This is a genomic window from Roseateles sp. P4_D2, from assembly GCF_056401875.1.
In genome coordinates, this window is sequence record NZ_JBFUIM010000003.1 from 1 (window position 1) to 26341 (window position 26341).

At 66.6% G+C, this 26341-nt stretch carries 24 protein-coding genes; 13 read left to right on the forward strand and 11 right to left on the reverse strand.

Annotated elements, in window-relative coordinates:
• Both AC1DW0_RS05860 and AC1DW0_RS05865 read right to left on the reverse strand, forming a co-directional pair.
• Positions 1-1337: DEAD/DEAH box helicase (locus AC1DW0_RS05860; protein ID WP_477945162.1), on the reverse strand; the 1337-nt coding region annotated here is incomplete at its 3' end.
• A gap of 154 nt (positions 1338-1491) precedes the next feature.
• Positions 1492-3060, reverse strand: a complete 1569-nt coding sequence (locus AC1DW0_RS05865) for an ABC transporter substrate-binding protein (RefSeq protein ID WP_477945163.1) — start codon at positions 3058-3060, stop codon at positions 1492-1494.
• Between the two features lie 94 nt (positions 3061-3154).
• Between AC1DW0_RS05865 and ettA the strand changes: the two genes are divergently transcribed.
• The 4 genes from ettA (at position 3155) to AC1DW0_RS05885 (ending at position 7804) form a co-directional block, all read left to right on the forward strand.
• Positions 3155-4819 (forward strand): energy-dependent translational throttle protein EttA, encoded by a 1665-nt coding sequence (gene ettA, locus AC1DW0_RS05870; RefSeq protein WP_056196205.1) that lies wholly within the window; start codon positions 3155-3157, stop codon positions 4817-4819.
• Positions 4820-4959: 140 nt separating this feature from the next.
• A complete protein-coding gene (locus AC1DW0_RS05875; RefSeq protein WP_457323225.1) occupies positions 4960-5448 on the forward strand; it encodes a Spy/CpxP family protein refolding chaperone in 489 nt (162 codons plus the stop codon).
• A gap of 91 nt (positions 5449-5539) precedes the next feature.
• Complete coding sequence (locus tag AC1DW0_RS05880) at positions 5540-6259, forward strand: response regulator (protein ID WP_457323232.1); 720 nt, start codon at positions 5540-5542, stop codon at positions 6257-6259.
• 165 nt (positions 6260-6424) lie between these two features.
• On the forward strand, positions 6425-7804 hold the full coding sequence (locus AC1DW0_RS05885) for a sensor histidine kinase (protein ID WP_477859217.1): 1380 nt from the start codon (positions 6425-6427) through the stop codon (positions 7802-7804).
• On the opposite strand, the gene AC1DW0_RS05890 is transcribed toward AC1DW0_RS05885, so the two are convergent.
• The 3 genes from AC1DW0_RS05890 to trpS all read right to left on the reverse strand — a co-directional run bounded on the left by AC1DW0_RS05890 (position 7805) and on the right by trpS (position 10646).
• Complete coding sequence (locus tag AC1DW0_RS05890) at positions 7805-9148, reverse strand: MATE family efflux transporter (RefSeq protein ID WP_477945164.1); 1344 nt, start codon at positions 9146-9148, stop codon at positions 7805-7807.
• Positions 9145-9540 (reverse strand): DUF3717 domain-containing protein, encoded by a 396-nt coding sequence (locus AC1DW0_RS05895; protein WP_394326319.1) that lies wholly within the window; start codon positions 9538-9540, stop codon positions 9145-9147. The genes AC1DW0_RS05890 and AC1DW0_RS05895 overlap by 4 nt, the downstream gene beginning before the upstream one ends.
• Before the next feature lie 92 nt (positions 9541-9632).
• Entirely contained in the window at positions 9633-10646 is a 1014-nt protein-coding gene (gene trpS, locus AC1DW0_RS05900) for a tryptophan--tRNA ligase (protein ID WP_477945165.1), read from the reverse strand.
• Between the two features lie 58 nt (positions 10647-10704).
• On the opposite strand from trpS, the gene purN reads away from it, so the two are divergent.
• Positions 10705-11337 carry a phosphoribosylglycinamide formyltransferase gene (gene purN, locus AC1DW0_RS05905; protein WP_457355158.1) on the forward strand — a complete coding sequence of 211 codons (633 nt, stop codon included), beginning with the start codon at positions 10705-10707 and terminating at the stop codon, positions 11335-11337.
• On the opposite strand, the gene AC1DW0_RS05910 is transcribed toward purN, so the two are convergent.
• On the reverse strand, positions 11330-11983 hold the full coding sequence (locus tag AC1DW0_RS05910) for a DUF1345 domain-containing protein (protein WP_056196224.1): 654 nt from the start codon (positions 11981-11983) through the stop codon (positions 11330-11332). The genes purN and AC1DW0_RS05910 overlap by 8 nt on opposite strands.
• A 35-nt stretch (positions 11984-12018) precedes the next feature.
• Here AC1DW0_RS05910 and AC1DW0_RS05915 point away from each other — a divergent pair, with 35 nt between their 5' ends.
• The 3 genes from AC1DW0_RS05915 (at position 12019) to AC1DW0_RS05925 (ending at position 15211) form a co-directional block, all read left to right on the forward strand.
• Positions 12019-13281 carry an RsmB/NOP family class I SAM-dependent RNA methyltransferase gene (locus AC1DW0_RS05915; protein ID WP_056196227.1) on the forward strand — a complete coding sequence of 421 codons (1263 nt, stop codon included), beginning with the start codon at positions 12019-12021 and terminating at the stop codon, positions 13279-13281.
• 130 nt (positions 13282-13411) lie between these two features.
• A complete protein-coding gene (locus AC1DW0_RS05920; RefSeq protein ID WP_457355157.1) occupies positions 13412-14623 on the forward strand; it encodes a DesA family fatty acid desaturase in 1212 nt (403 codons plus the stop codon).
• Between the two features lie 102 nt (positions 14624-14725).
• The gene (locus AC1DW0_RS05925; protein ID WP_056196232.1) at positions 14726-15211 is read left to right on the forward strand and encodes a DUF3016 domain-containing protein; all 486 of its coding nucleotides are present in this window, start codon (positions 14726-14728) and stop codon (positions 15209-15211) included.
• Between the two features lie 93 nt (positions 15212-15304).
• On the opposite strand, the gene rpmG is transcribed toward AC1DW0_RS05925, so the two are convergent.
• The 3 genes from rpmG to trxB form a co-directional block, all read right to left on the reverse strand.
• Positions 15305-15475, reverse strand: a complete 171-nt coding sequence (gene rpmG, locus AC1DW0_RS05930; protein ID WP_025564431.1) for a 50S ribosomal protein L33 — start codon at positions 15473-15475, stop codon at positions 15305-15307.
• Between the two features lie 34 nt (positions 15476-15509).
• Positions 15510-15743 (reverse strand): 50S ribosomal protein L28, encoded by a 234-nt coding sequence (rpmB, locus tag AC1DW0_RS05935; protein ID WP_056196235.1) that lies wholly within the window; start codon positions 15741-15743, stop codon positions 15510-15512.
• Positions 15744-16065: 322 nt separating this feature from the next.
• Positions 16066-17025: a thioredoxin-disulfide reductase gene (gene trxB / locus AC1DW0_RS05940; protein WP_056196236.1), complete on the reverse strand. Its 960-nt coding sequence runs from the start codon at positions 17023-17025 to the stop codon at positions 16066-16068.
• A gap of 164 nt (positions 17026-17189) precedes the next feature.
• Here trxB and AC1DW0_RS05945 point away from each other — a divergent pair, with 164 nt between their 5' ends.
• From AC1DW0_RS05945 to AC1DW0_RS05965, 5 genes are read left to right on the forward strand one after another with little or no spacing between them, the layout of a single operon-like run.
• Positions 17190-17858 carry a Crp/Fnr family transcriptional regulator gene (locus AC1DW0_RS05945; RefSeq protein ID WP_056196243.1) on the forward strand — a complete coding sequence of 223 codons (669 nt, stop codon included), beginning with the start codon at positions 17190-17192 and terminating at the stop codon, positions 17856-17858.
• Positions 17859-17874: 16 nt separating this feature from the next.
• Positions 17875-20262: a DNA translocase FtsK gene (locus AC1DW0_RS05950; RefSeq protein WP_457324797.1), complete on the forward strand. Its 2388-nt coding sequence runs from the start codon at positions 17875-17877 to the stop codon at positions 20260-20262.
• On the forward strand, positions 20259-20864 hold the full coding sequence (gene lolA, locus AC1DW0_RS05955; protein ID WP_056196247.1) for an outer membrane lipoprotein periplasmic chaperone LolA: 606 nt from the start codon (positions 20259-20261) through the stop codon (positions 20862-20864). The genes AC1DW0_RS05950 and lolA overlap by 4 nt, the downstream gene beginning before the upstream one ends.
• 2 nt (positions 20865-20866) lie before the next feature.
• Positions 20867-22156 (forward strand): replication-associated recombination protein A, encoded by a 1290-nt coding sequence (locus AC1DW0_RS05960; protein ID WP_457355166.1) that lies wholly within the window; start codon positions 20867-20869, stop codon positions 22154-22156.
• The gene (locus AC1DW0_RS05965) at positions 22140-23039 is read left to right on the forward strand and encodes an amino acid ABC transporter substrate-binding protein (RefSeq protein ID WP_457355156.1); all 900 of its coding nucleotides are present in this window, start codon (positions 22140-22142) and stop codon (positions 23037-23039) included. Before AC1DW0_RS05960 ends, AC1DW0_RS05965 begins: the two co-directional genes overlap by 17 nt.
• Here the strand turns inward: AC1DW0_RS05965 and AC1DW0_RS05970 are convergent.
• Positions 23036-24376: a sigma-54-dependent transcriptional regulator gene (locus AC1DW0_RS05970; RefSeq protein ID WP_457355155.1), complete on the reverse strand. Its 1341-nt coding sequence runs from the start codon at positions 24374-24376 to the stop codon at positions 23036-23038. The two genes, AC1DW0_RS05965 and AC1DW0_RS05970, sit on opposite strands and share 4 nt — an antisense overlap.
• Positions 24369-26255 (reverse strand): sensor histidine kinase, encoded by a 1887-nt coding sequence (locus tag AC1DW0_RS05975; RefSeq protein WP_477945166.1) that lies wholly within the window; start codon positions 26253-26255, stop codon positions 24369-24371. The genes AC1DW0_RS05970 and AC1DW0_RS05975 overlap by 8 nt, the downstream gene beginning before the upstream one ends.
• Between the last annotated feature and the right edge of the window lie 86 nt (positions 26256-26341).

Sequence of the window (26341 nt, forward strand, 5' to 3'; positions counted from 1 at the left end):
GCGCAGGGCCGGCCGCCGTCACGCGAGCCGCCGCGGCTGTCGCCGCCACGGCCACCGCCGCCGCCACCAGGTCGGCCACCGCGGCCATTGGCGCCAGCCGGCGGGTTGGGGTTGCGGCCCCGGCTGCCGTTGGGGTTCAGCACGGTGCGGCCCAGCACGATGGGCTCGGCGCGCTCGTTGGGGTCGGGCGCGAAGCCCGGCACGATTTCCCGGGGGATCTCGCGCTTGATGAGGCGCTCGATTTCCTTCAGAAAGCCGTTCTCGTCGACACAGACCAGGCTGACCGCCTCACCGGTGGCGCCGGCGCGGCCGGTGCGGCCGATGCGGTGCACATAGTCTTCGGCCACGTTGGGCAGCTCGAAGTTGACGACGTGGGGCAACTGGTCGATGTCGATGCCGCGGGCGGCGATGTCGGTCGCCACCAGGCAGGTCAGGTCGCCAGTCTTGAAGTCGGCCAGCGCCTTGGTGCGCGCACCCTGGCTCTTGTTGCCGTGAATGGCCATGGCGCTGATGCCCTGGTCGTTCAGGTAGTCGGTCAGGCGGTTGGCGCCGTGCTTCATGCGCGTGAAGATCAGCACCTGCTGCCAGGGCTCACCGCTCACGCCGCCCTTGATCAGGTGAACCAGCAGCTCCTTCTTGCGCTCGCGGCCGACCGGATGGACCTTCTGCACGATGGCTTCGGCGGTCTGGTTGCGGCGGGCCACCTCGATCAGCGCCGGGGCGTTGAGCAGGCGGTCGGCGAGGTTCTTGATCTCGTCGCTGAAGGTCGCGCTGAACAGCAGCGACTGCTTCTTGGCCGGCAGCAGGGCCAGCACCTTCTTGATGTCGTGCACGAAGCCCATGTCGAGCATGCGGTCGGCTTCGTCCAGCACCAGGATCTGCACCTGCGACAGGTCCAGCGTGCCTTGCTGCGCGTGGTCGAGCAGGCGGCCGGGCGTGGCGACGAGGATGTCGACGCCGTCGCGCAGCTTGTTGATCTGCGGTTGCATGCCGACGCCGCCGAACATGACCATGCTCTTCAGCGGCAGGTATTTGCCGTAGGTCTGCACGCTTTCCTCGACCTGGGCAGCCAGTTCGCGGGTGGGCGTCAGCACGAGGGCGCGGATGGCGATCTTGCCGCGCTTGTTGAGCAGCTTTTCGCCGGTGGACAGGCGGTGCAGCAGCGGCAGCGTGAAGCCGGCGGTCTTGCCGGTGCCGGTCTGGGCGCCTGCCAGCAGGTCGCCACCGTTCAAGACGGCGGGAATGGCCTGGGCCTGGATGGGGGTGGGGGTGGTGTAGCCAGCGTCAGCAATGGCCTTGAGCAGCGGCGCTGCCAGGCCGAGAGAATCGAAACTCATTCGGTAGGGGAGTGAGCACGCCTGGTCGCATCGCCTGCCGCGCCGCGGAGAGCGGCGCCAGTCTTCGGGCAGGGCGGGCGGCGTGCAGGGGCTGAAAAGAGAACGCCGCGCAAGACTGAGAAGCGCGGCGGTTGGGGCCATTCTAGCGGCTGAACTATTTACGGACCGTGACCCAATCCATGCTGGCCCAGTTATTCGGCGAATGCGGGATGCTGACCTCCTTGCGCATGGCCCAGGGGATGACCTGGCGGTGCAGCGGAATGATGTTGACCTGGTCGCGGTAGGACTGCAGCGCGGACTTCACCAACGCTTCGCGCTTCTTCGGGTCGGTCTCGATGGTGGACGAGGCGGCCAGCGCGTCGGCCTCGTTGTTGACGATGCCGCCGTAGTTGGCCACGCCGACGCCCTGCTCGCCCCGGTTGCGCAGCACCGGGGTCAGCATGATGTCGGCATCGGTCGACCCCCCGCCCCAGCCGGTCAGGAAGAGGCTGGTGTCGAATTTCTCGACCTTGGGAAAGTACATCGTGCGCGGCATGGCGTTGACCTTGACCCTGACCTTGACCTGGGCCCACATGCTGGCCAGCGCGACACAGATGCGCTCGTCGTTGACGTAGCGGTTGTTGGGACAGTCCAGCGTGATGTCGAAGCCGTCCGGATAACCGGCCTCGGCCAGCAGCTTCTTCGCGGTCGCGACGTCATAGGGCAGGCGGGTTTCCAGCTTGGGGTCGCCATAGGCGCCGCGCGGCGATGAGGTCAGGCCACCGGTGGGCGTCGAATAGCCGCTCATCAGCTTGGTCTTGATGGTCTCGATGTCGATGGCGTGATACAGGGCCCTTCTCACGCGCAAATCCTTCAACGGGTTCTTGTCGCCAGGGGCCTGACCGTAGAGCAGCTTGTCGCGAGTCTGGTCCATGCCGACATAGACGATGCGGTTCTCCTGGCCGTCCACGACCTTGAGTTCGGGCACGGTGCGCAGCCGGGCGACGTCGCGCGGCGGCGGATCGAGCACGAAATCGATCTCGCCGGTGATCAGGGCCGCCGTGCGTGTCGCGTCGTTGCTGATGGGCACATAGATGAATTCCTGCAGATTGCCCTCGAACTTGTTCCACCAGTTGGGGTTGCGCTTGAAGACCGTCTTTACGCCTGGCTGTCGGCTGACCAGCATGAAGGGGCCGGTGCCGTTGGCGTTCTGGCTGGCATAGGACTCCTCCTGCTGCTTGAAGTTCAGCGGTTTCGTCACGCGGTGCTGCTCGCACCAGCGCTGGCTCATGATGAACAGGTTGGCTATCAGCTCCGGCACGATGGGATTGGGCTTGTCCAGCGCGAAGACGACGGTCAGCGGGTCCACCGCCTTCGGGATGCCGACGGCATTCGCATAGACGCGCTGCGGTGCATTCGGGTCGCGCAGGCGCTGCATCGAGAACACGACGTCGTCGGCGGTGAAGGGCGTGCCGTCGTGGAACTTGACGCCCGGGCGCAGCTTGAAGCGCCAGATCAGCGGCGTGACCTGGGTCCACTCGGTCGCCAGCGCCGGGCCGATGCTCATGTCCTTGCCGCGCCGGGTCAGGCCCTCGTAGACCTGGTTGTTCAGGCTGTTGGTCATGACCTCGTTCTGCGAATGCGGATCGGTGGTCTGCATGTCGCCCTGGCTGGACCAGCGCAGGGTCTGGGCTTGGACGAGGCCGGTGGCGAGAACGATCAGGGCGGCGGCAAGACGGAGCATCTGACTTCCTGGAAACGCGGGCTCGGCGACAATACCAGGCAATGCAGGCCCTCTTCCGGGGCCTGCCGCTGTTTCAGCCTCACAGGATTTGCCCATGGCCCAGTACGTCTTTTCAATGAACCGCGTCAACAAGACGGTTCCTCCCAAGCGCCACATCCTGAAGGACATCTCGCTGTCCTTCTTCCCCGGCGCCAAGATCGGCGTGCTGGGCGTGAACGGTTCGGGCAAGTCGACCATCCTGAAGATCATGGCGGGCGTCGACAAGGAGTACGAGGGCGAAGCCACGCCGATGCCTGGCATCAAGATCGGCTACCTGGAGCAGGAGCCGCGCCTGAACCCCGACCAGACCGTGCGTGAAGCCGTGGAAGAGGGCATCGGCGGCGTGCTTGCCGCGAAGAAGCGCCTGGACGAGGTCTATGCCGCCTATGCCGAGGAAGATGCCGACTTCGACGCACTGGCTGCAGAGCAGGGCGAGCTGGAATCCATCATTGCCGCCGCCGGCTCCGAGAACACCGACCTGCAGCTGGAACTGGCCGCCGACGCGCTGAACCTGCCGCCCTGGGACGCCGTCATCGGTGTGCTGTCCGGCGGCGAAAAGCGCCGCGTCGCGCTGTGCCGCCTGCTGCTGAGCAAGCCCGACATGCTGCTGCTGGACGAACCCACCAACCACTTGGACGCCGAGTCGGTCGAGTGGCTGGAGCAGTTCCTGCAGCGTTTCCCCGGCACCGTGGTGGCCATCACCCATGATCGCTACTTCCTGGACAACGCGGCCGAATGGATTCTTGAACTCGACCGCGGCCATGGCATTCCATGGAAGGGCAACTACTCCGACTGGCTGGACCAGAAGGAAAAGCGCCTCGAGACCGAGCAGAAGTCCGAAGACGCGCGCATGAAGGCGATGAAGGAGGAACTGAAGTGGGTTCGCTCCAACGCCAAGGGCCGCCAGGCCAAAAGCAAGGCGCGTCTGGCCCGCTTCGAGGAACTCTCGGACGTCGAATACCAGCAGCGCAACGTCACGAACGAAATCTTCATCCCCGTGGCTGAGCGCCTGGGCAATGAAGTCATCGAGTTCGAGAACGTCAGCAAGAGCTTCGGCGACCGCGTGCTGATCGACAACCTGTCGTTCAAGGTACCGGCCGGCGCCATCGTCGGCATCATCGGCCCCAACGGCGCCGGCAAGTCGACGCTGTTCCGCATGCTGCAGGGCGTGGAGCAGCCGGACTCGGGCACGGTCAAGATCGGCAAAACGGCCAAGATGGCCTTCGTCGACCAGAGCCGTGAGGCCATGGAAGCCGACAAGACCGTCTGGCAGGACGTCTCCGGCGGCCTGGACAACATCATCGTCGGCAAGTTCGTCATGCCCAGCCGTGCCTATCTGGGCCGCTTCAACTTCAAGGGCAATGACCAGCAGAAGCTCGTCGGCGCCCTCTCCGGCGGTGAGCGCGGCCGCCTGCACCTGGCCAAGACCTTGGCCCAGGGCGGCAACGTGCTGATGCTGGACGAACCGTCCAACGACCTGGACGTCGAAACCCTGCGCGCGCTGGAAGAAGCGCTGCTGGAGTTCGCCGGCTCGGCCATGGTCATCAGCCATGACCGCTGGTTCCTGGACCGCATCTGCACCCACATCCTGGCTTGCGAAGGCAATTCGCAGTGGTTCTTCTACGACGGCAACTTCCACGAGTACGAGGCCGACAAGAAGAAGCGCCTGGGCGAAGAAGGCGCGCGCCCGAAGCGCATGCGCTTCAAGCCCATCAAGTAAGCCTTGATCGAAGGGGAGGCCGGTTCACCGCAAGTAAAACTGGCCCTGTTTGTCGACACAGTTCTTTACCCCACCCCCAAAGATCCCACACAGGCCGCCTGGAAGATGACCTCACTCACTCTTCTTCCAGGAGACCTTTGATGAAGTCCTTCCAGATTCAGAACCTGTGGCGCGTCGGTACGGTGGCAGCGGCCTTGGCCTTCGGCGGTGTTGCTGCCCAAGCCCAGCCTGCCCACGGGGGTCACCACGGCGGCCCGGCCATGATGGCGCCCGGCGGTCTGTTCGGTGGTCACATCGAGCACATGCTCGACGTGGTCAGCGCGACCGAATCCCAGCGCAGCCAGATCGAAGCCATCTTCAAGGCGGCCCGACAGGATCTGTCGGGCCAGCGCGAAGCCGGCATGAAGCTGCACCAGCAGATGGCCACGCTCTACACGGCCACCAACATCGACGCCGCCGCAATCGAGGCCGTGCGCGTGCAGATGAGCGCCCAGCACGAGGCCGCCTCCAAGCGCCTGAGCCAGGCCAGCATCGACGCCGCCCGCGTGCTGACGCCCGAACAGCGCGCCAAGATTGCCGAGGTGATGAAGAAGCGCCAGGCCCGCATGGCTTCCCGTCACGCCGGCTGATTGGCCCTTGACCAGGAGTTCTGCGATGCTTGAGCCCCGTTCCACCGGCGCCGAAGTGCGCCGGATTCCTTTTTCTTCCCTGGCCCCGGTGATGAGTAGCGCCCGACTGCTGTTGATCGATGACGATGCCCGCCTGACCGGCATGGTGGGCGACTATCTCCGCTCCGCCGGCTTCGAGGTCAACACGGCCGGCAGCCTGGCCCAGGCCCGTGAGGCCTTGGCCCACAGCCGCTTCGAGCTGCTGGTGCTGGACCTGATGCTGCCCGATGGCGACGGACTGGACTTCTGCCGCTGGCTGCGCGGCGACCCGCGATGGCGCCACCAGCCGGTGCTGATGCTGTCGGCCCGCGGCGAGCCCATGGACCGCATCCTGGGCCTCGAACTGGGCGCCGACGACTACCTCGCCAAGCCCTTCGAGCCGCGCGAACTGCAAGCCCGTATCAAGGCCCTGCTGCGCCGACTGGAGCCCAAGCTGGATGGCGACGAGGTGCTGCGCTTCGGCCGCCTGGATATCGACCTGGCCGCTCGCGTGGCGCGCCTGGACGGCAAGATCTGCGACCTGACCAGCCACCAGTTCGACCTGCTCGTCGTGCTGGCGCAGAGCCCCGGCCGGGTGCTGAGCCGTGACCAGATCATGGACGCGCTGAAGGGCCACCCGCTGGAAGCCTTCGACCGCTCCATCGACGTGCACATCTCGCGCATCCGGGCCGTCATCGAAGACGATCCCAAGAACCCGCGCCGCGTGCTGACCGTGCGTGGAGCCGGCTATGTCTTTGCCCGCAAGCAGGACGCCGACGCGGACGCTGCTTGAGTGTGAGCCCCTCGTCCAGTCTCGCCACGCTGAACGCGGGCGCGCCCAGCCGGTCCCCCGAGGGGACGGCGATGCTTGCGGCATTGAGCCACAAGCACATCGCCCTACGCGGGCCGGCTAGGGGCGGCCCGGCGCTCGGCCCGCAAAACTCCACGCGCCCCTGATTTGAAAAGCCTCTACGTCCGCATCTACCTGACGCTGGTGGCGCTTCTGCTGGCGTTTGCCTTCGGCTCGGCATGGCTGTTCCAGCGTCACATCGAGCAGGAGCGCGGCAACGTCGAACTGGCGGCTGGAGAGCGGCTGAACGCGATGGCCGGGCTGCTCAAGCTCGCGCTACCGCCGGCCGACGCGCCGCGTGCCGAGCAGGCTGCCGTCTTTGCCGACTGGGGTTTGCGCCTGCGCATGCCGATCGCGTTGGAGGATGCCGACGGCAAGCGCATCGCCACGACGCAGATGTTCCAGCGCCGTGCCGACGACCCCGGCGCCATCATCGTCAGCGCCAACCTGGGCGATGGCCGCAGTCTGGAGATGGTGCGTACCGTGCGTCCGCCAGGCCCTCAGGGCGCCGCTTCAGGCGCCTCGGGTCCTGGAGGCCCCGGCGCGCGGCCGCCCCGGCTGGATGAAGGCCCCTGGACCGGCCCCTGGCTGCATCGCCCCGTGTCGCCAGGCGCGCCGGCGGTGTCGACCTTGGCCGTCGTGCTGGTACTGCTCTTCATCGGTGTGGCGGTCGGCGCCTATCCCGTCGTGCGCCGGCTGACGCGGCGGCTCGAAGCGCTCAAGCGTGGCGTCGAGAAGTTCGGCTCCGGCCAACTGGGCCATCGCGTCGACGACAGTGGTCGCGATGAGGTGGCCGCCCTGGCCACCAGCTTCAATCAGGCGGCCGACCGCATCGAGACACTGTTGCGTTCTCACCAGACCCTGCTGGCCAATGCCAGCCACGAGCTGCGTTCGCCCCTGGCACGGCTGAAGATGGCTTTCGCGATGCTGGACGACGCTGCGCCCGCACAGCGCCAGCGCCTGGCGAAGGAGATCGACGTCAACATCGCCGAGTTGGACGCGCTCGTCGAGGAAGTGCTGCTGGCCAGCCGGCTGGAGGCCGGCAGCGCGGTTGGCGAAACCCATGCCGTCGAATTGCTCGCGCTAGGCGCCGAGGAGGCGGCTCACGCGGAAGCCGCCTTTGAGCCCGAGACCGATTCCGCTCGCATCGACGGTCAGGAGCGCCTCCTGCGCCGCGCGCTGCGCAATCTGCTCGACAACGCGCGCCGCTACGGCGGCCCCGACGTGGAGCTGGCGCTGCGGCCGGTCGCCGGAGGCTATGAATTCATCGTTGCCGACCGAGGCCCGGGCGTGCCCGCCGATCTGCGCGAGCGCATCTTCGAACCCTTCTACCGGCTGCCCGGCCATGCCGAGATGGCGGGCGGCGTCGGGCTGGGCCTGAGCCTCGTCAAGCAGATCGCCGAGCGCCACGGCGGCAGCGTGCGCTGCCTGGCACGCGACGGTGGCGGCAGCCGCTTCGTGATCTTCCTGCCCACGGCGGGACGCTGATCAGCGGTTCTCGTTGAAGACCCGCCTGAGCAGCAGGCTGAGGAGCAAGGCGGCGGTGATCAGGCCGGCGGTGGCCGCTTGCCAGAAGCCGACCGCGCCGACGCCGTTCTGGCCAAAGGCGAGGAAATAGCCGCCACCGATGCCCAGGCCCCAGAGCGCCAGGACGTAGATGATCATCGGCAGCGTGGCGACCTGGTAGGCGCGCAGCACATAGGCCGCCACCGTCTGCAGGGCGTCGCCGAGGTGGAAGAACCAGACCCAGACCAGCAGCGGCAGTGCGGCGGCGGCTGTCACCGCATTCGAGGTGTAGAGGGCGACGATGGGCTCGCGCGCGAAGGCGACAACGGCGCCGACGCCCGCGGCGGTCAGCGTGGCCAGCGTCATCGCATGCCTGCCGACGGTGCGCGCTTCGTGCTTTTCGTCGGCCCCCAGATGCTGTGCGACCAGCGTGCCGGCGGCGGTGGCCATTGCGAGCGCGATCATGAACATCATCGCGACGAGGTTGACGGCGATCTGGTGGCCGGCGACCGGTGTTGCGCCAAGACGGGCGATGAAAAAGGCCATGAAGGTGAAGCCCGTCACCTCGACGAGGATGGAGCCGCCCATCGGCAGGCCCAGCTTCACCAGCGCTGTGAGTTCGCCCCAATGCGGTCGGGTCTGCCACAGGTGCGGGATCCTGAACGGCCGGTAGAAGGCGTCGCGCCTGAGCAGTAGCATCGCAACGGCGGCTTGGCCGATCAGCGCGATGGCCGTCGCGACGCCGCATCCAGCGACGCCCATCGCAGGAATCGGACCCCAGCCGAAGACGAGCACGGCGTTCAAAGGCACCTTGGCCGCCAGGCCGGTGAGCTGCATCGCCATGACGGCCTTGGGGCGGCTGACGGCGGTCGAGAAACCACGGAAGGCAGTGAAGAGCAGGGCGGCGGGCAGTGCAAAAGCCTCGGGCCGCGTGTAGGCGCGCACCTTGTCGGCCTGGGCTGCGTCGAGGTGGGCCAGTGCCGTGAAAGGATCCGGAAACCACAGCGCCAGGCAGCCCGGAATGCAGAGCAGCACCGACAGCCACTGCGCCTGCACGAAGCTGCTGCCGGCACCGGGTAGATCCTGGGCACCGAACTGCCGGCCAGCGATGGGCCCGACCGCGAGGATGACGCCCATCAGGCCGACAAAGATGGTCACGTAGGCGGCCGAACCGACAGCGAATGCAGCCAGGTCCTCGGGGCTGACGCGGCCCATCATCAGCGTGTCGATGGTGCTGAACATCATCACGGCGATCTGGCCGACAAGGACGGGCCAGGCCAGCGGCACGAGGCGGCGAACGCTGTCGATGAAGCGGATGCGGGTCATCGGGTCACGCGCTCCGCGTAGCGGTTGAAACGCCAGGCCGTGCCTTCGTGGGTGATGCGGTGCCAGACGACACGCTTCTCGAAGGGGTCGAGCGCCGGCCAATGCTGCACTTCGTCGAAGGTGCGGCCGCAGCCTTTGCAGATGGCGTCGCCCTGGGCCGTGGAGCAGATCGCAATGCAGGGTGAGTCAGGCGTCGTCGCGTACCAGGCCAGCCAGGCATCCAGGGCCATGGGCTTCAGCGTGGCAGGGTCAAGCTCGGTCGCGCGGCTCAGCGCGAGCAGCGCATAGGCCTCGGCCAGCGCACGCACCTCGGGTGCGGCGCTGATGCCGTCAGGCGAGGGTGAACGTTCGCGCCACCAGTTGATGGCGGCCTCGAGGTCAGTCACGTGGATCAGAGAATGAGGCCCCTCGACAGGCGGGTACGCCGGTCGATCCCCCGAGGGAATGTCGGGCCGGCTTGGGGCGGCCCTACGCTCGTCCCCGCTCAAGCCACCAACCCCATGGCGCCGCGCACCTCGCGCAGCGTCTTGCGCGCGACGGCGCGGGCGCGCTCGGTGCCAACCTCCAGCGTCCACTGCACCTGCTGCGGGTCCAGGGCCGCAGCGCGTTCGCGCCAGGGCGCCTGCTCGCGCTGGATGGACTCGATCAACGGCTGCTTGCAGTCCAGGCAGCCGATGCTGGCCGTGCGGCAGCCGCTGTCGCAGGCGGCGCGGGTCGCGTCGTCGCTGTAGATCTGGTGCAGCGGCCAGACCGGGCAGCGCGCCGGGTCGCCGGCGTCGGTGCGGCGCACGCGCTGCGGGTCGGTCGGCATGGTGCGGATCTTGGCGGCGACAGCCTCGGGCTCGTCGCGCATCGCAATCGCGTTGTCCAGGCTCTTGCTCATCTTCTGTCCGTCCAGGCCCGGCACGCGGGCGGTCTCGGTCAGCAGTGCCTGGGGCTCGACAAAGATGGGTGCGGCCTCGGCATAGAGCCGGTTGAAGCGGCGCGCGACCTCACGGGTCACTTCGACGTGGGCGGCCTGATCTTCGCCCACCGGCACACCGGCAGGCTTGTAGAGCAGGATGTCGGCCGCCTGCAGCAGCGGGTAGCCCAGAAAGCCGTACGTCGCCAGTTCGGGGTCGGCGGCGACCTGATCCTTGTAGCTGGGCATGCGCGCCAGCCACGAGGACGGCGTACACATGGCCAGCAGCGTGAACAGCTCGGCGTGCTCGGGCATGCGGCTTTGCAGGAACAAGGTACAGCGCTCGGGGTCCAGTCCGGCGGCCAGCCAGTCGGTGACCATCTCGTAGACGTGGCGGGTCAGCGTCTCGCCACTCGGGCGCTGGGTGGTGAGCGCATGCCAGTCGGCGACGAAGAAGAAGCAGTCATGCGTGTCCTGCAGCCGCACCCAGTTCTTGATAGCGCCGTGGTAGTGGCCGAGGTGCAGGGCGCCGGTCGGGCGCATGCCAGAAAGCACGCGAGGGCGGCTTGGCTTGAGGTTCAGGGTAGGGTTCGACATGGGGCGCGGATTGTCGTTCAAGGGGCGATCGGTCAGCCGCCCCCTAAACTGCCGCCCCATGAAGAGGTTGGTGATTCTGATTTCGGGGCGGGGCTCCAACATGGAGGCCATCGTGAAGGCCTGCCAAGCCGAGGGCTGGCCCGCCGAGGTGGCCGCCGTCATCAGCAACCGGCCCGATGCGGGCGGCCTGCAGTTCGCGGTTGAGCATGGCATTGCGACCGCCGTCGTCGACCACAAGGCCTATGCCAGCCGTGAGGGCTTCGATGCCGAGCTGGCCCGCGTCATTGACAGCTTCGTGCCTGACCTCGTCGTGCTTGCCGGTTTCATGCGTATCCTGACGCCCGGCTTCACGGCGCGCTATGCCCGCCGCATGCTCAACATCCACCCGTCGCTGCTGCCGGCCTTCACCGGGCTGCACACCCATGAGCGAGCGCTGGAGATGGGCTGCAAGGTCGCCGGCGTGACGGTGCATTTCGTCACCGCCGAGCTGGACCATGGCGCCATCGTCATGCAGGCGGTCGTGCCGGTGCTGCCTGGCGACGACGCGAAGACGCTGTCGGCCCGCGTGCTGACGGCCGAGCACCGCATCTATCCGCAGTCGGTGCGCTGGTTTGTCGAAGGTGCGTTGGTGTGGGATGGTGAGCGCGTCACTCACCGCGACGGTGCGGCTCAGCAGTTGCTGCTCAGCTGATCAGCCCGGCGAGGATATTGACGGTCAACGCCAGCACGCCGGTGTTGAAGACGAAGGCCAGCAGGCCTTGAACCAGCACGAGGCGGCGCATGGCGCGCGAGCTGACGCTGACGTCCGAGGTCTGCGACGTGGCCGCCACGGTGATCGAGAAGTACAGGAAGTCGCCGTAGTCGGGCGGTCCTTCGTCGTCGCCCGGGAACTCCAACCCGTGCGCGGCCTTGCCCCCGCCGTGGTACAGGCTCGCGTAGGCGATGCCGAATTCCACCGGCAGCAGCAGCCAGGAGCTGCAGACCGTGGCAATGGCGAAGGCGAGCGTCAAACCGTTGGCGGTATGGGCTTGCTTGGCCGAACCCAGTTCCAGCGCAATGGCGCCAAAGCTGGCCAGCGCCCCGCCAACGGCCAGCAGCAGCATGACGGGCAGGCCTTCGGTCAGCTGGCTGGCGCGCTGCTGCACATTCACCGAGCCCGCGCGGCCCAGCATCATCCAAAGCGCCAGCGGCAGATAGATCCACAGCGTGAAGTCCCACCCCAGCAGCAGGCGCGTGGTCAGCGGCACAGCGCCTGGCCACAACGCAGCCAGCGTGCTGCCGATCAGGATGGACAACAGCAGCCGGGGGCGCAGGCGCAGCTGGGTCCAGAGATTCATGCGGCAAGGAGCAGGGCGCTTGGGATAATGGGGCGATGCATCCTAATGCCCTCCTGGAGCTGAGCGCCGAGCTGATTGCCGTCGTGAACCAGCTCGAAGCCCCGGCCGACTCCACCGTCTCCGCCTTCTTCCGACAACACAAGAACCTCGGCCAGCGCGAGCGCGCCTGCCTCGCCGAGACGGTCTACGCGCTGTTGCGCGAGCGAATCAAGTTCCAGAACCTGGCCCAGAGCGGCAGCGGCTCCATGCACCGCCGCCTGGCCATGTTGGCCTGGCGCGGCAATGCCGCTTTCCTGCGTGGGGCCCTCAGCCCGCAGGAGCAGCATTGGCTGGAGCAGGTCCAGGCCATCGACCCGATGAGCCTGGCGTCCAAGATGCGCCACAACATGCCCGAATGGCTGGCCGAGCCGCTGCTGGCCCGGCTGGGCGAGGAAGAGTTCTGGAAGCTCGCCACCTCACTGAACGAGGCTGCGCCGCTGGACCTGCGGGTCAACGCTCTCAAGTTCAAGCGCGAGGAGGCCCAGGAGCAACTCAAGGCCGCCGGCATTGACGCCGTGCCCACGCCGTATTCACCGCTGGGCCTGCGCATCGATGGCAAGCCGGCGCTGCAAAAGCTGGAGCTGTTCACCAGCGGTGGCATCGAGGTACAGGACGAAGGCAGCCAGTTGCTGGCCCTGCTGCTGGCGCCCAAGCGTGGCGAGATGGTGGTGGACTTCTGCGCCGGCGCCGGCGGCAAGACCCTGGCCCTGGGCGCAGCCATGCGCAACACAGGTCGGCTCTATGCCTTCGACACCTCCGGCCACCGGTTGACGGCGATGAAGCCGCGCCTGGCGCGCAGCGGCCTGTCCAACGTCTATCCGGCCCAGATTGCCCATGAGCGCGACGACCGCATCAAGCGCCTGGCCGGCAAGATCGACCGCGTGCTGGTCGACGCGCCCTGTTCCGGCCTGGGCACGCTGCGCCGCAACCCCGACCTGAAATGGCGCCAGTCGCCCCAGGGAGTGGCTGAACTGCAGGCCAAGCAGCGCGCCATCCTGGCCAGCGCCGCCCGCCTGGTGAAGCCGGGAGGCCGGCTGGTTTATGCGACCTGCAGCCTGCTGGATGCCGAGAACGAGGTCATCGCGGCCGAGTTTGCCGCCGCCCATCCCGACTTCAAGCCGCTCGCCGCGGGAGAGGCGCTTGCCAAGGCCCAGGTTGAACGCTCCGATGAAGTCGTGGAAAACGGCGCACTCCGGTTGTGGCCTCACCGACACGCCACAGACGGGTTTTTTGCTGTCGCATGGGAAAGGTCGGCCTGACGCAGGTCAAAGAACGCGTCGATTCGCACGTCACCGCCTGAATACGGTGCGCCAAACCCCTTGAATTTGGGGGCTCTCCTCTACAATTGACATTCCTTTGCATGGCCGCTGTGGCCGAGGTCTTGGACGCATGAACGACATCCTGAACGCGCTGATGAACTGGCTGGCCGATGGCCTGTTGGGTTTCAGCGCCTGGCAATTAGTGATCTTTACGCTGGTTGTGACCCACATCACGATCGCTTCGGTCACGATCTTCCTGCATCGCGCACAGGCTCACCGCTCGCTGGATCTCGGTCCCATCCCGTCGCATTTCTTCCGCTTCTGGCTCTGGCTGACGACGGGCATGGTCACCCGCGAATGGGTTGCCATCCACCGCAAGCACCACGCCAAGTGCGAAACCGAGGAAGACCCCCACAGCCCGCAGACCCGCGGCCTGAAGAAGGTGCTGGCCGAAGGCGCTGAGCTGTACCGCACCGAGGCCAAGAATGCCGAGACGATTGCCAAGTACAGCCGCGGCACGCCCGAGGACTGGATCGAGCGCAACCTGTACACCAAGTACAGCTGGCAGGGCGTCGCGCTGCTGCTGATCGTCAACATGGCGCTGTTCGGTGCCATTGGCGCCACCATCTGGGCCATCCAGATGATCTGGATTCCAATCTGGGCTGCCGGCGTCATCAATGGCATCGGCCACTACTGGGGTTATCGCAATTTCGAAGCACCCGACGCGTCGACCAATCTGACGCCTTGGACGCTGATCGTTGGCGGCGAAGAACTGCACAACAATCACCACACCTACCCGACGTCCGCCAAGTTCTCGGTCAAGCCCTACGAGTTCGACATTGGCTGGATGTATATCCGTGGCCTGGAAATGCTGGGCATGGCCAAGGTCCGCAAGACGGCACCCAAGTTGAGCCTGGGTGAAATCAAGCCGGCCGACGCGCGCACGCTCGAGGCACTGATCGCCAATCGCTACGAAGTCATGGCCAGCTATGCCCGTGACCTGAAAGCGGCCTGCGCCGCCGAGTTGGCCAAAATCAAGGCCGAGGGCGGCAAGCACAGCGCGCGGTTTGAGGAGTTCAAGCAGGCCCAACGCTGGCTGCACCGCGACGAGGAGCGCATCCCGGTCGCCGTGCACGGCGACCTCGCGAATGCCCGCGCTGCCAGCCCGGTCATCGACAAGCTGGTGACCATGCGCGAGGAACTGCGCCAGATGTGGACGCGCACGAATGTGTCGGCCGAGCAACTCGTCGCCGACTTGCAGGCCTGGTGCCGCCGCGCCGAGGAGAGCGGTATTGCCGAACTGCAGGCTTTCTCGATGCGCTTGCGCGCTGCTCACGCCTGAGCTTTGGTTTCCTGAAGTAAAGGGCGCCCCGTCGGGCGCCCTTTTTCTTGGGCTGGCCTAGACTTGACGTATGCAGTCGCTGATTTGCTTAGGAGGCTTGCCATGAAATACCGCTGGATTGCCGTTGCCCTGTTCGCCCTGGCCGCCACCGCGCGCGCCGATGTGCAGGTGAATTTCATCGGTTCCGAGAAGTTCTCGGACATCAAGGACAACAACGGCTTCCGCCAGCCCGAGGTGCTGAAGGACATCGAAGCCTATCTTGTCGAGCAGGTCGGCAAGCGCCTTCCGGGCCGGGATGTGCGGATCAACGTGACCGACGTGGATCTGGCCGGCGAGGTCGAGCCGTTCGGCCGCCGCATGCAATGGCTGCGCGTCATGCGCACCGTCACACTGCCGTCCATCGCCTTCAACTACGAAGTACGAGAGGGCGAAAAGGTCGTCCGGCAGGGCGAGGTCAAGCTGCGTGACATGAACTACCAGGACGGCTTCAATGGCTATTCAAGTGGGGACACGCTGCGCTATGAAAAGCGCATGCTTGATCGCTGGTTCAAGCAAGAGTTTGGCGCCACAGTGACCGCGGCGCGCTGACGCCGCCTCGTCAGAAACGCAAAAACCCGCCAGCGTTGCCGCTTGGCGGGTTTTGTTTTGCTTGCGTGCGTTGGCGGCTCGCGCCGCCATTCATCACTTCAGCTTGATTTCCTTGTACAGGACGTGCTTGCGCGCCTTGGGGTCGAATTTCATGAATTCGAGCTTTTCGGGCGTGGTCTTCTTGTTCTTGTTCGTCGTGTAAAAGTGGCCGGTGCCCGCAGTGGACTCCAGCTTGATCTTTTCGCGGCCGCCTTTGGATGCCATGGTCGTATTCCTTCAGTAGGTCAGTGAGCGACGATCAGAGCGCGCCCTTGGCGCGCAGATCGGCGACGACTTGGTCAATGCCGACCTTGTCGATCAAACGCAGAGCGGCATTCGTGATGCGCAGGCGAATCCAGCGATTTTCCGATTCCACCCAGAAACGGCGGTATTGCAGGTTCGGCAGGAACCGACGCTTGGTTTTGTTGTTGGCGTGGGAAACGTTGTTCCCGACCATGGGCTTCTTGCCCGTGACTTGACAGACGCGTGCCATGACGCTTCTCCGGTTTGACTTCTTTGACCAGCCGCCCGAACTTTTCGAGCGGCCCTTTGACCGCATATGCCTGCTAATCCTCAGGCGAAATTCTTTCGAATCAACGCTTTGGATGCGGTCCATCCAGCAGGCAAGCCCGCGAGTGTAGCGGAAAACCCGCGGGCCAGGAAGGCCGTGCTACGCCTTCCGGGCCGAGCGCTGGGCCGCTCCCGAGCCGGCCCGTCGGGCGATGTGCTCGCGGCTCGATGCCGAGAGCATCGCAGTCCCCTCGGGGGACCGGCTGGACCCGCCCGCGTTCAGTGGGGCGAGACCGGACGAGGGGTCAACCGTTTTCCTGGTCCAGGAAGCGCTGGGCGTCCAGCGCGGCCATGCAACCCGTGCCGGCGCTGGTGATGGCCTGGCGGTAGATGTGATCCTGCACGTCACCGGCCGCGAAGACGCCCGGCACGCTGGTCATCGTCGCAAAGCCGTTCAGGCCGCTCTTGGTGATGATGTAGCCGTCTTTCATCTCCAGCTGGCCCTTGAAGATGTCGGTGTTGGGCTGGTGGCCGATGGCGATGAAGCAGCCGTGCAGCTTGATTTCCGATTTGCTGTCGTCCAGCGTGCTGCGGATGCGCACACCGGTCACGCCCGAGGCATCGCCCAGCACCTCGTCGAGCTGCTGGAAGAAATGCAGCACGATCTTGCCGGCGTCGGCCTTCTCCTTGAGCTTGTCGATGAGGATGGGTTCGGCGCGGAACTTGTCGCGGCGATGGATCAGGTGCACCGTGCTGGCGATGTTCGACAGATACAGCGCCTCTTCGACGGCCGTGTTGCCGCCGCCGACGACGCAGACTTCCTGGCCGCGGTAGAAAAAGCCGTCGCAGGTCGCGCAACCACTGACCCCGCGGCCCATGAAGGCCTGTTCGGAGTCCAAGCCGAGGTATTTTGCAGAGGCGCCGGTCGCGATGATCAGCGCGTCGCAGGTGTAGGTGCCGCTGTCGCCAGTCAGCGTGAAGGGGCGCTTGGAGAAGTCGACCGCATTGATGTGGTCAAAGACGATCTGGGTCTGGAAGCGCTCGGCATGCTGCTGGAAGCGCTGCATCAGCTCGGGGCCCTGCACGCCCATCACGTCGGCCGGCCAGTTGTCGACCTCCGTCGTGGTCATGAGTTGACCCCCTTGGGCCATGCCCGTGATCAGCGTAGGCTTGAGATTAGCGCGTGCAGCGTAGATGGCGGCGGTGTAGCCGGCGGGGCCGGAACCGAGGATAAGTAGGCCGTGGTGTTGGGTCGTAGCGGTCATGGCAGGGAAGGTGAGGGCGGGTTAACGGCTCGCAAGGTAGTCTTAGGGGTGAAAACCCCGGCCTTACCCGATGCGGAGAAGCCTGCCGCGTGTGCACAATGCACGCCATTTTAGGCAGGCGCATTTCTTGCCGCTTGCCTGGGGCCCAAACCTGGAGACTGCATATGGCGATGATTTCCAACCTCGACCTGATCCGCCGTGTTCCGCTGTTCTCGATGCTGACCACCGATCAGGCCCAATCCATCGCCGACAGCGTCGTCAAGCGCCGCTTCAAGCGCGGCGAACTGATCGTCGAGCAGGGCACCAAGTCCAACGCCCTCTTCATCCTGCTCAACGGCCGTGCCCGCGTGCTGACGGCCGACCACCGCGGCCGCGAGGTCATTCTGGCCGTGCTGCAGTCGGGCGACTACGTGGGCGAGATGAGCCTCATCGACAACGAGCCCCACTCGGCCACGGTGCGCGCCGAGGTGCAGACCGACATGCTGGTGCTCGGCCGCCTGGAGTTCGCGCGCTGCCTGCCCGAGAGCAGCAGCCTCTCCTACGGCATCCTGCGCGGGCTGGTGGCGCGCTTGCGCAATGCCGACCGGCAGATCGAGTCGCTCGCGCTGCTGGACGTCTATGGCCGCGTGGCGCGCACGTTGCTTGACATGTCCGAGGACGAGAAGGGCATCAAGCTGATCCGCGGCAAGGTTTCGCGCCAGGACATGGCCAAGGTCGTCGGCGCCTCGCGCGAGATGGTCAGCCGGGTCATGAAGGACCTGGAAGAGCGCGGCGTCATTGAAACGCTTGAGAACGGTTCGGTGGTCATCAAGGAACGGCTGACCCACGATTGACAGCGACAATGCGGGGATGAGTTTTCCCCTCGGTTCCCTGCTGGGCGGTGACGATGCCGCCGGCGAACCCGCCGCTCCCGCCAAACCCACCCGCCGCCAGGCGCCCAAGCGCGAAGTGGCCCCGCCGTCAGCCGCCTCGCGGCTGCTGCGCACGCCGCTGTGGCTGGCGTTGACGGCCCTGCTGCTCGCGCTGCTCGTGCTGGCGATGGCGACGCACGACCTGCGCGACGCTGCCTTCAGCACCAGCGGCCAGCGAGACCTCGTCGGCAACCGCGTTGGCAGCTTTGGCGCCTGGTTATCGGACGGCCTGCTGTTCCTGTTCGGCTTTTCCGCCTGGTGGTTGCCGCTGCTGGCCCTGCGCGGCTGGCTGCGCAGCCTGGCCGGGCTGTTGCGCCATGACGTGGACCCCGTGCTGCGCTGGAGCCAGCGCGCGCGGTTCTGGGCTGGCATCGTGCTGCTCATCGGCGCGAGTTGCGCGCTGGAGTGGAGCCGCCTCTATGCCCTCGAGGCGCGCCTGCCCGGCCATGCCGGCGGCCTGGTCGGCTATGCGCTCGGGCCCCTGGGTATGAGGGGCCTGGGCTTTGCCGGCTCCGGCGTTGTCTGGATCGTGCTGCTGCTGACCGGCATGGCCTGGGCATTCCGCTTCTCCTGGGGGCATCTGGCGGAGCGCATCGGTGAGCGTATCGAGCAGTTGCGCGAGAAGCGCATCGAGCAGCGCGAGATGAAGGCCGATCAGAAGGCCGGTGAGCAGGCGGTGAAGGAGCGCGAGCAGGAGGTCGAGGTCGAGCGCCAAGCCGAACGCCAGTGGGAACAAGGTGGAGCCGACCACGCGCCGCTCGTCATCGAGGCGCCGGTCGTCGAGGTGCCCCAGTCCACGCGGGTGGCCAAGGAGCGCCAGCAGACGTTGTTCGTCGACGCCGGCGACGCCAAGCTCCCGCAAGTTGACTTGCTGGACGCCGCACCCGGCCGCCAGGAGACGGTCACGCCTGAATCGCTGGAAATGACCAGCCGCCTCATCGAGAAGAAGCTGCGCGACTTCGGCGTCGAGGTGCATGTGGTCGCCGCATCCCCCGGCCCGGTCATCACGCGCTATGAGATCGAACCGGCCACCGGTGTGAAGGGCTCGCAGATCGTCGGCCTCGCCAAGGACCTGGCGCGCTCCTTGAGCCTCGTGTCCATCCGCGTCGTCGAGACCATCCCGGGCAAGAACTACATGGCGCTGGAGCTGCCCAACGCGCGCCGCCAGACCATCCGCCTGTCCGAAATCCTCGGCTCGCAGGTCTACGCGGACGCGTCGTCCCAGCTGACCATGGGCCTGGGCAAGGACATCGTCGGCCTGCCCATCGTCGCCGACCTTGCCAAGATGCCGCATTGCCTCGTGGCCGGCACGACCGGTTCGGGCAAGTCAGTGGGCATCAACGCGATGATCCTCAGCCTGCTCTACAAGGCCGAGGCCCGTGATGTGCGCCTCATCCTCATCGACCCCAAGATGCTGGAGATGAGCGTCTACGAAGGCATCCCGCATCTGCTGGCACCGGTCGTGACGGACATGAAGCAGGCCAGCAATGCGCTGAACTGGTGCGTTGGCGAGATGGAGCGGCGCTACAAGCTCATGTCCAAGATGGGCGTGCGCAACCTCGCCGGCTACAACAAGAAGATCGACGAGGCCAAGGCCAACGGCATCAGCATTCCGAATCCGTTCGCGCTGAACAACGAAGAACCCGAACCGCTGGAGCGCCTGCCGTTCATCGTCGTCGTCATCGACGAACTGGCCGACCTGATGATGGTCGTCGGCAAGAAGATCGAGGAACTGATCGCTCGCCTGGCGCAGAAGGCGCGCGCGGCCGGCATCCACCTGATCCTGGCCACGCAGCGGCCGTCGGTGGACGTCATCACCGGCCTCATCAAGGCCAACATCCCGACCCGCCTGTCCTTCCAGGTCAGCTCCAAGATCGACAGCCGCACCATCCTCGACCAGATGGGCGCCGAGGCGCTGCTCGGCATGGGCGACATGCTCTACATGCCCTCGGGCACCGGCCTGCCCATCCGCGTGCATGGCGCCTTTGTCAGCGACGACGAGGTGCACCGCGTTGTGGAGTACATCAAGTCCCAGGGCGAACCGAATTACATCGAAGGCATTCTCGAAGGTGGCGTGCTCGACGGCATCGACGGCGAGGCGCCGGCGCCGGGCGAGGCCGGCGGTGAGCAAGACCCCATGTACGACCAGGCCGTGGCTATCGTCCTACAACATCGCAAGGCTTCCATCTCGCTGGTGCAACGCCATCTGCGCATAGGCTACAACCGCGCCGCGCGGCTGCTGGAGCAGATGGAAAACTCCGGCCTCGTTGGCGCGCTGGCATCCAACGGCAGCCGTGAACTGATCATTCCTAAACGAGACGAATGAAGAAACTCCTGCTCTCCCTGACGCTGCTCATTGCTGGCATCGCCCACGCCGATGCGGTCGATGCGCTGCGCGACTTCGGCCGCGACGTGAAGAGCGGCAAGGCCAATTTCACGCAAACGGTGACGTCGCCCGACGGCAAGCGCAAGAAGGTCTCTTCAGGCAGCTTCGAGTTCGAGCGGCCCAACCGCTTTCGCTTTGCCTATGCCAAGCCCTTCGAGCAAGTCATCGTCGCCGATGGCCACAAGGTCTGGATCTATGACGCCGACCTCAACCAGGCCAGCTCGCGCAAGTTGGCGGACGCGTTGGGCGCCACGCCGGCGGCGCTGCTCGCCGGCAGCAATCTTGAACGCGACTTCACGCTGAAGTCTCAAGCGAGCGACGGCGGCCTGGATTGGGTGCAGGCGGCGCCCAAGCAGGCCGAATCCACCATCCAATCGCTCAAGCTCGGCTTCAAGGGCAAGGAGCTGGCGGCGATGGAGATCGTCGACAGCTTCGGCCAGCGCTCGCGGCTGGACTTCAGCGCCGTGCAGGCCAATGTGCCGGTCGCGGCCGAGCGCTTCCAGTTCAAGCTGCCGGCCGGGGCCGATCTGATCGAGCAGTGAGCATCGGTTCGCTCTTCGACGCCGACCCGCCCGCGCCGCCGCTGGCCGAACGGCTGCGCCCGAAGACGCTGGACGAGGTCATCGGCCAGCGCCATCTGCTAGGCCCAGGCATGCCGCTGCGTGCGGCCTTCGAGGCGGGGCGGCTGCAGAGCATGATCCTGTGGGGCCCGCCCGGTGTCGGCAAGACGACGCTGGCGCGCCTGGTGGCCGGCGCCTTCGACGCGCAGTTCATCGCCATCTCGGCCGTGCTGGGTGGCGTGAAGGACATCCGCGAGGCGGTGGACCGCGCCCAGATCGCGGCGCAGCAAGGCCGGCGCACGGTTGTCTTCGTTGACGAGGTGCACCGCTTCAACAAGGCCCAGCAGGACGCCTTCCTGCCGCATGTCGAGTCCGGCCTGTTCACCTTCATCGGCGCGACGACCGAGAACCCCAGCTTCGAGGTCAACTCGGCGCTGCTGTCGCGCGCCCAGGTGCAGGTGCTGAAGAGCCTGGACGCGAGCGAGCTGCAGGAGCTGATCGAACGTGGCGCCAGGGAGCTCGGTGTCGAGGCGCCGACGAAGGAAGCCGCCGACCGACTGATTGGCTACGCTGACGGCGATGCGCGCCGGCTGCTGAACGCCCTGGAGTCCGCCGCGTCGCTCGCCAATGGCGCCCGCATCGACGAAGCACTGCTGGAGCGGACCCTCGGCGAACAGCTGCGCCGCTACGACAAGGGTGGCGACCAGTTCTACGACGTCATCAGCGCCCTGCACAAGTCGGTTCGTGGCAGCAATCCCGATGCGGCGCTGTACTGGTTCGTGCGCATGGTGGATGGCGGCGTCGACGCCCGCTACATCGCGCGCAGGCTGATCCGCATGGCCAGCGAGGACATCGGCCTGGCCGACCCGCGCGCGCTGCGCATCACGCTGGATGCGGCCGACACCTACGAGCGCCTGGGCACGCCCGAGGGTGAACTCGCCTTGGCCGAGGCAGTCGTCTACCTCGCCATCGCGCCCAAGTCCAATGCCGTCTACAAGGCCTTCAACGCGGTGAAGGCCTTCATCAAGCAGGACCAGACCCGCCCGGTACCCGAGCATCTGCGCAATGCGCCGACGCGGCTGATGAAGGACCTGGGCTATGGCAAGGCCTATCGCTATGCCCACGACGAGCCCAATGGCTATGCGGCCGGCGAGCAATACCTGCCAGACGGGCTGGAAGGCCAGCGCTGGTACGAACCCGTGCCGCGCGGGCTGGAACTGCGCATTGCCGACAAGCTGGCCGAGCTGCGCCGCCTGGATGATGAAGCGACTTAGCGCGGCCCTGCTCGCGCTGTGCGCCTTGGCTGCACACGCGGCCGACGGCCCGACGCTCACGCGGGTGCGCGACACCGGCGTCATCGTCATCGGCTACCGGCCGGCATCCCTGCCTTTCTCCTATCTCGACGCCCAGTTGCGCCCCACCGGCTACACGGTCGAGCTCTGCGACCGCATCGTCGCTGCGGTGCGGACCAAGCTGCAGTTGCCCGACCTCGAAGTACGTCGCGTCGAAGTCGCTTCGGCCACCCGCATGCCGCTGGTCATCAACGGCACGCTGGACCTGGAATGCGGCATCACGACGCACACCGCCGAGCGGGCGCGCCAGCAGGCCTTCTCGCTGACCATCTTCATCGCCGAGACTCGGCTGATGACGCGTGCCGCCGAGCGCGTGCAGGGCCTGACCGACCTGCGCGGCTTGGCCGTAGCGTCCACCATCGGCACGACCAGCATCCAGCATCTGGCCAAGGCCAACGACCAGCAGGGCTTGGGCATCCGCATCCTCGGCGGACTGGACGACCCTGAAGGCTTCCAGCTGCTGCGCAGCGGCCGCGCCTCGGCCTTCCTGATGGACGACGTGCTGCTGCGCGCGCTGCTGGCCCAGCAGGGCCCTGGCGCGGACGACTACCGCATCTCCGACCAGGCCCTGACCGTGGAGCCTTATGCCATCGGCCTGCGCAAGAATGATCCGCAGTTCAAGGCGTTGGTGGATGAGGTGCTGCACAGCCTCTACCGCAGCGGCGAGATCCACGCGATCTACCGCCGCTGGTTCGAGTCGCCGCTGCCGTCGCAGGGGCTGAACCTGAAGCTGCCGATGAGTGCAGCCTTCCGCCGCGTCATTGCGAACCCGACCGACTCGCCGGATCCCGAGAAGTATCGCTAGCGGAAGTCGTCCAGCACGATGCCGTGCCGGTTCAGCTTGTCGTACAGCGTCTTGCGCGGCGTGCCCAGCAGCTCCATCGCGGCGGGCACCTTGCCGTGGCAGCGGCGCAAGGCCTGCTCGATCAGCGTCTTCTCGACCAGGTCCATCTGGCGCGCCAGGTTGAGCGCCGGCACGGCCTGCAGCGCGGCCTGGGGGTCAAGGTCGTCAAGCGCAAGCACGAAGCGGTCGGCCGCGTTGCGGATCTCGCGCACATTGCCCGGCCAGTCGTGGGCCATCAGCTCGCGCAGCTTCTCGGGCGTCAACTCGGGCGCGGCACGCTCGTAGCGCGCACAGGCTTGCACGACAAAGTGCTGGAACAGCAGCGGGACGTCCTCGCGGCGCTCGCGCAGCGGCGGCAGCGTCAACGTGGCGATGTTGAGTCGGTAATAAAGGTCGCTGCGAAACTCGTTCTTGGCGGCCTGCTCGCGCAGGTCCGACTTGCTGGCGGCGATGAAGCGCACGTTGATCGGCAGCTCCTCGTTGGAGCCCAGGCGCTCGATGCGTCGCTCCTGCAGCACGCGCAGCAGCTTGATCTGCAGCGCGATCGGCATGGTCTCGATCTCGTCCAGCAGCAGTGTGCCGCCGTTGGCATGCTCGATCTTGCCAATGCGGCGCTTGGCGGCTGACGTGAACGAGCCCGGCTCGTGGCCGAACAATTCGCTCTCGAACAGCGCCTCGGGCAGGCCGCCGCAGTTGATGGCAACGAAATGGCGGTCGCGGCGCGCGCTCTGGTCGTGCAGGCAGCGCGCCACCAGCTCCTTGCCGGTGCCGGTCTCGCCGACGATCAGCACATCTGCCGAGGTGCCGGCCAGATTCAGCACCTGGCGGCGCAGCTGCTGCATGGCCGGAGACTGTCCCAGCAGCGCGGCCTCGATGCCGCTGGCGCGCTGCAGCTGCGTGCGCAGCTCGTCGGCCGAGTGGCGCAGCGTGCGCAGGTCCAGGGCGCGGCGGGCCACGTCCAGCAGGCGCTCGGGCGCGAAGGGCTTTTCGATGAAGTCGTAGGCGCCGGCACGCATGGACTGCACGGCCATGGTCACGTCGCCGTGGGCCGTGATGAGGATGGTGGGAATGCTCGCGTCGGTGGCCTGCACATGGGCCAGCAGCGCGCGGCCATCCATGCCGGGCAGGCGCACGTCGGTGATGACGATGATGGGTGCGCCGGGCTGGATGTGGGGCAGGGCTTCCTCGGCCGTGCGGCAAGGTTGCACGGCAAAGCCCTCCAGCTCCAGCGTCTGCGTGAGGCTGACCCGCACCGGCAGGTCGTCCTCGACGAACACGACCTTGTAGCCTTCAAACATCTTTCGTCTCCGGTACTGCCGCCCAGGTTTCGACGGCAAGGTCGAACTCGAAACTCATGCCGTGCTCCAGGCGTTGGGCACGCAGCGCCCCGCCGAACTCATGCACGATCTTGGCTGAAATCACCAGGCCCAGTCCCAGGCCTTCGCCAGCGGGCTTGGTGGTGAAGAAGGGCTCGAACAGGCGCTGCAGGTCTGCCTCGCCGACACCGGCACCGCTGTCCTGCACGCGCATCAGGGCGCGGCGCCCGCCATCCTGTGCGATGACCTGCACGCGGAGTTGGCGCTCGGCCTCGTTCTGCATCGCGTCAATGGCGTTGCCGAACAGGTTGACCAGCACCTGCTCCAGCCGGTTGGCCTCTGCCCGCACGCGCAGGCCGGCGGGCACCTCGATCTCGGCCTGCACATCCAGCGCGCGGCTGCGGTGCTCCAGCAGCAGCAGGGCGTTGCGCACGCAGTCCAGCAGCGACACGGCGCCTGTGACCTGCTCATCGGCCTTGCGCGCAAAGCTCTTCAGCTGGCGCGTGATCTGACTCATGCGCTCGACCATGTCGTCCATCAGCTGCAGATTGGTCGCCACCGCGTCCTGGCGGCCGGCTTCCAGCAAGCGGATCGAGTTGCGCGCCAGCGCGCGCAAGGCGGTCAGCGGCTGGTTGACTTCGTGCGACAGCCCGGCCGACATCTGACCCAGCACGGCAAGCTTGCTGGCCTGCAGCAACTCGCCTTCGGTCTGCAGGCGCTGGGCGATCTGGGTCTTCAGCGCGTCATTGGTCTGGCGCAGCTCGGCGGTGCGGCTGTCCACCAGTTGTTCGAGCAGGGCATGGGCCTGCTGCAGCTCCGTTTGCGCTTTGGTGAGCTGGCGCAGCGCGCGCCGGCGCGACGACAGATAGAGCACGAGCAGGCCGATGCTGGCGCCAAACGCTGCACCGCCCCAGGCCGCGAGCTGGGCGCGCTGGCGCACCTCGGTCAGGTCCGACAGAGCCACCAGGCGCAGGCCCAGCGGCACGATCTGGCGCTGCTGGGCCAGCATGGGCTTGGCACCGGGCAAAGGCAGGCTGACCTGCTGGCCCTGGTGCACCTCCAGCGAGGCCGGCAGGTCCAGGTTGGGGCCGATGGCCTGCGGGTAGCGCGCACTGGCCTGCAGGGCCTGGCGGCGCGACGGGTCGGCGTGGCCCAGCACGGCGTACTTCCAGGCCTGCACGGAGCTCATGATGACGACGTCCTGATCGTCAGCGATGAGGATGCGTTCGTTCTGCGAGCGCAGGCCGAGGTCGATCCACGTCGCTTCCAGTGGCGCGAGGTTGAAGCGCACGACGATGACGCCCCGGAGCGGGATCTCTCCCGCTCCCGCCGATGACACCTGGCTGGCCCCGCGCAGCGGGTGCAGCAGATAGAAGTCGGTGCTGCCCGTCGTCGGGTCGGCGGCGAAGAAGTGGGTGCGGCCCTGCGCCAGCGCTTCGGTGAGTCGAGCGGGTGGCGCCAACGCCTCGCTGGCCGACAAGACCTGGCCCCTGGCGTCGGCGACGAAGATCTGGTGGGTGCCGGCGCGCACATTGACGCGGGCCAGCATCTGGCTGGCGGCGCGGCGGGCGTTCGCATCTTCGGGCGCCTGCATCAGCGCCTGCAGCGTGGGCGCGATGGCCAGCAGGCTGGGCAGGGAGGCGTGTCGGCCCAGCTCGGCAGCAAGGTTGGAGGCATAGAGCTCCAGCCGCTCGGTGCTGAGTGCCGACAACTGCTCGCGGCCGCTGCGTTCACTGATGCGGTGCGCGAGCACGAAGCCGAGCACCATCAGCAAGCCTGTCAGGAAGAGATGGAAGCCCGGCCGGCTCAGCAGGCGGAGGAGGCGCAGCGCGCGCGGGCGAAGAGAGGCAGTCACAACCATGGCGGGGCCGTGTAGTTTGCCCATGCGATGGCGCGCACGACAGCGCCTGCAGCAGTTTTTTCGATGCTGGCGGAGAACCGCTCGCA

Excerpts from the sequence above, each read along its gene's own strand:
- AC1DW0_RS05865 (WP_477945163.1), bottom strand. The coding sequence starts at position 3,060 with ATGCTCCGTCTTGCCGCCGCCCTGATCGTTCTCGCCACCGGCCTCGTC.
- ettA (WP_056196205.1), top strand. The coding sequence starts at position 3,155 with ATGGCCCAGTACGTCTTTTCAATGAACCGCGTCAACAAGACGGTTCCT.
- AC1DW0_RS05875 (WP_457323225.1), top strand. The coding sequence starts at position 4,960 with ATGAAGTCCTTCCAGATTCAGAACCTGTGGCGCGTCGGTACGGTGGCA.
- AC1DW0_RS05880 (WP_457323232.1), top strand. The coding sequence starts at position 5,540 with ATGAGTAGCGCCCGACTGCTGTTGATCGATGACGATGCCCGCCTGACC.
- AC1DW0_RS05890 (WP_477945164.1), bottom strand. The coding sequence starts at position 9,148 with ATGACCCGCATCCGCTTCATCGACAGCGTTCGCCGCCTCGTGCCGCTG.
- trpS (WP_477945165.1), bottom strand. The coding sequence starts at position 10,646 with ATGTCGAACCCTACCCTGAACCTCAAGCCAAGCCGCCCTCGCGTGCTT.
- purN (WP_457355158.1), top strand. The coding sequence starts at position 10,705 with ATGAAGAGGTTGGTGATTCTGATTTCGGGGCGGGGCTCCAACATGGAG.
- AC1DW0_RS05910 (WP_056196224.1), bottom strand. The coding sequence starts at position 11,983 with ATGAATCTCTGGACCCAGCTGCGCCTGCGCCCCCGGCTGCTGTTGTCC.
- AC1DW0_RS05915 (WP_056196227.1), top strand. The coding sequence starts at position 12,019 with ATGCATCCTAATGCCCTCCTGGAGCTGAGCGCCGAGCTGATTGCCGTC.
- AC1DW0_RS05920 (WP_457355157.1), top strand. The coding sequence starts at position 13,412 with ATGAACGACATCCTGAACGCGCTGATGAACTGGCTGGCCGATGGCCTG.
- AC1DW0_RS05925 (WP_056196232.1), top strand. The coding sequence starts at position 14,726 with ATGAAATACCGCTGGATTGCCGTTGCCCTGTTCGCCCTGGCCGCCACC.
- rpmG (WP_025564431.1), bottom strand. The coding sequence starts at position 15,475 with ATGGCATCCAAAGGCGGCCGCGAAAAGATCAAGCTGGAGTCCACTGCG.
- rpmB (WP_056196235.1), bottom strand. The coding sequence starts at position 15,743 with ATGGCACGCGTCTGTCAAGTCACGGGCAAGAAGCCCATGGTCGGGAAC.
- trxB (WP_056196236.1), bottom strand. The coding sequence starts at position 17,025 with ATGACCGCTACGACCCAACACCACGGCCTACTTATCCTCGGTTCCGGC.
- AC1DW0_RS05945 (WP_056196243.1), top strand. The coding sequence starts at position 17,190 with ATGGCGATGATTTCCAACCTCGACCTGATCCGCCGTGTTCCGCTGTTC.
- AC1DW0_RS05950 (WP_457324797.1), top strand. The coding sequence starts at position 17,875 with ATGAGTTTTCCCCTCGGTTCCCTGCTGGGCGGTGACGATGCCGCCGGC.
- lolA (WP_056196247.1), top strand. The coding sequence starts at position 20,259 with ATGAAGAAACTCCTGCTCTCCCTGACGCTGCTCATTGCTGGCATCGCC.
- AC1DW0_RS05965 (WP_457355156.1), top strand. The coding sequence starts at position 22,140 with ATGATGAAGCGACTTAGCGCGGCCCTGCTCGCGCTGTGCGCCTTGGCT.
- AC1DW0_RS05970 (WP_457355155.1), bottom strand. The coding sequence starts at position 24,376 with ATGTTTGAAGGCTACAAGGTCGTGTTCGTCGAGGACGACCTGCCGGTG.
- AC1DW0_RS05975 (WP_477945166.1), bottom strand. The coding sequence starts at position 26,255 with ATGGTTGTGACTGCCTCTCTTCGCCCGCGCGCGCTGCGCCTCCTCCGC.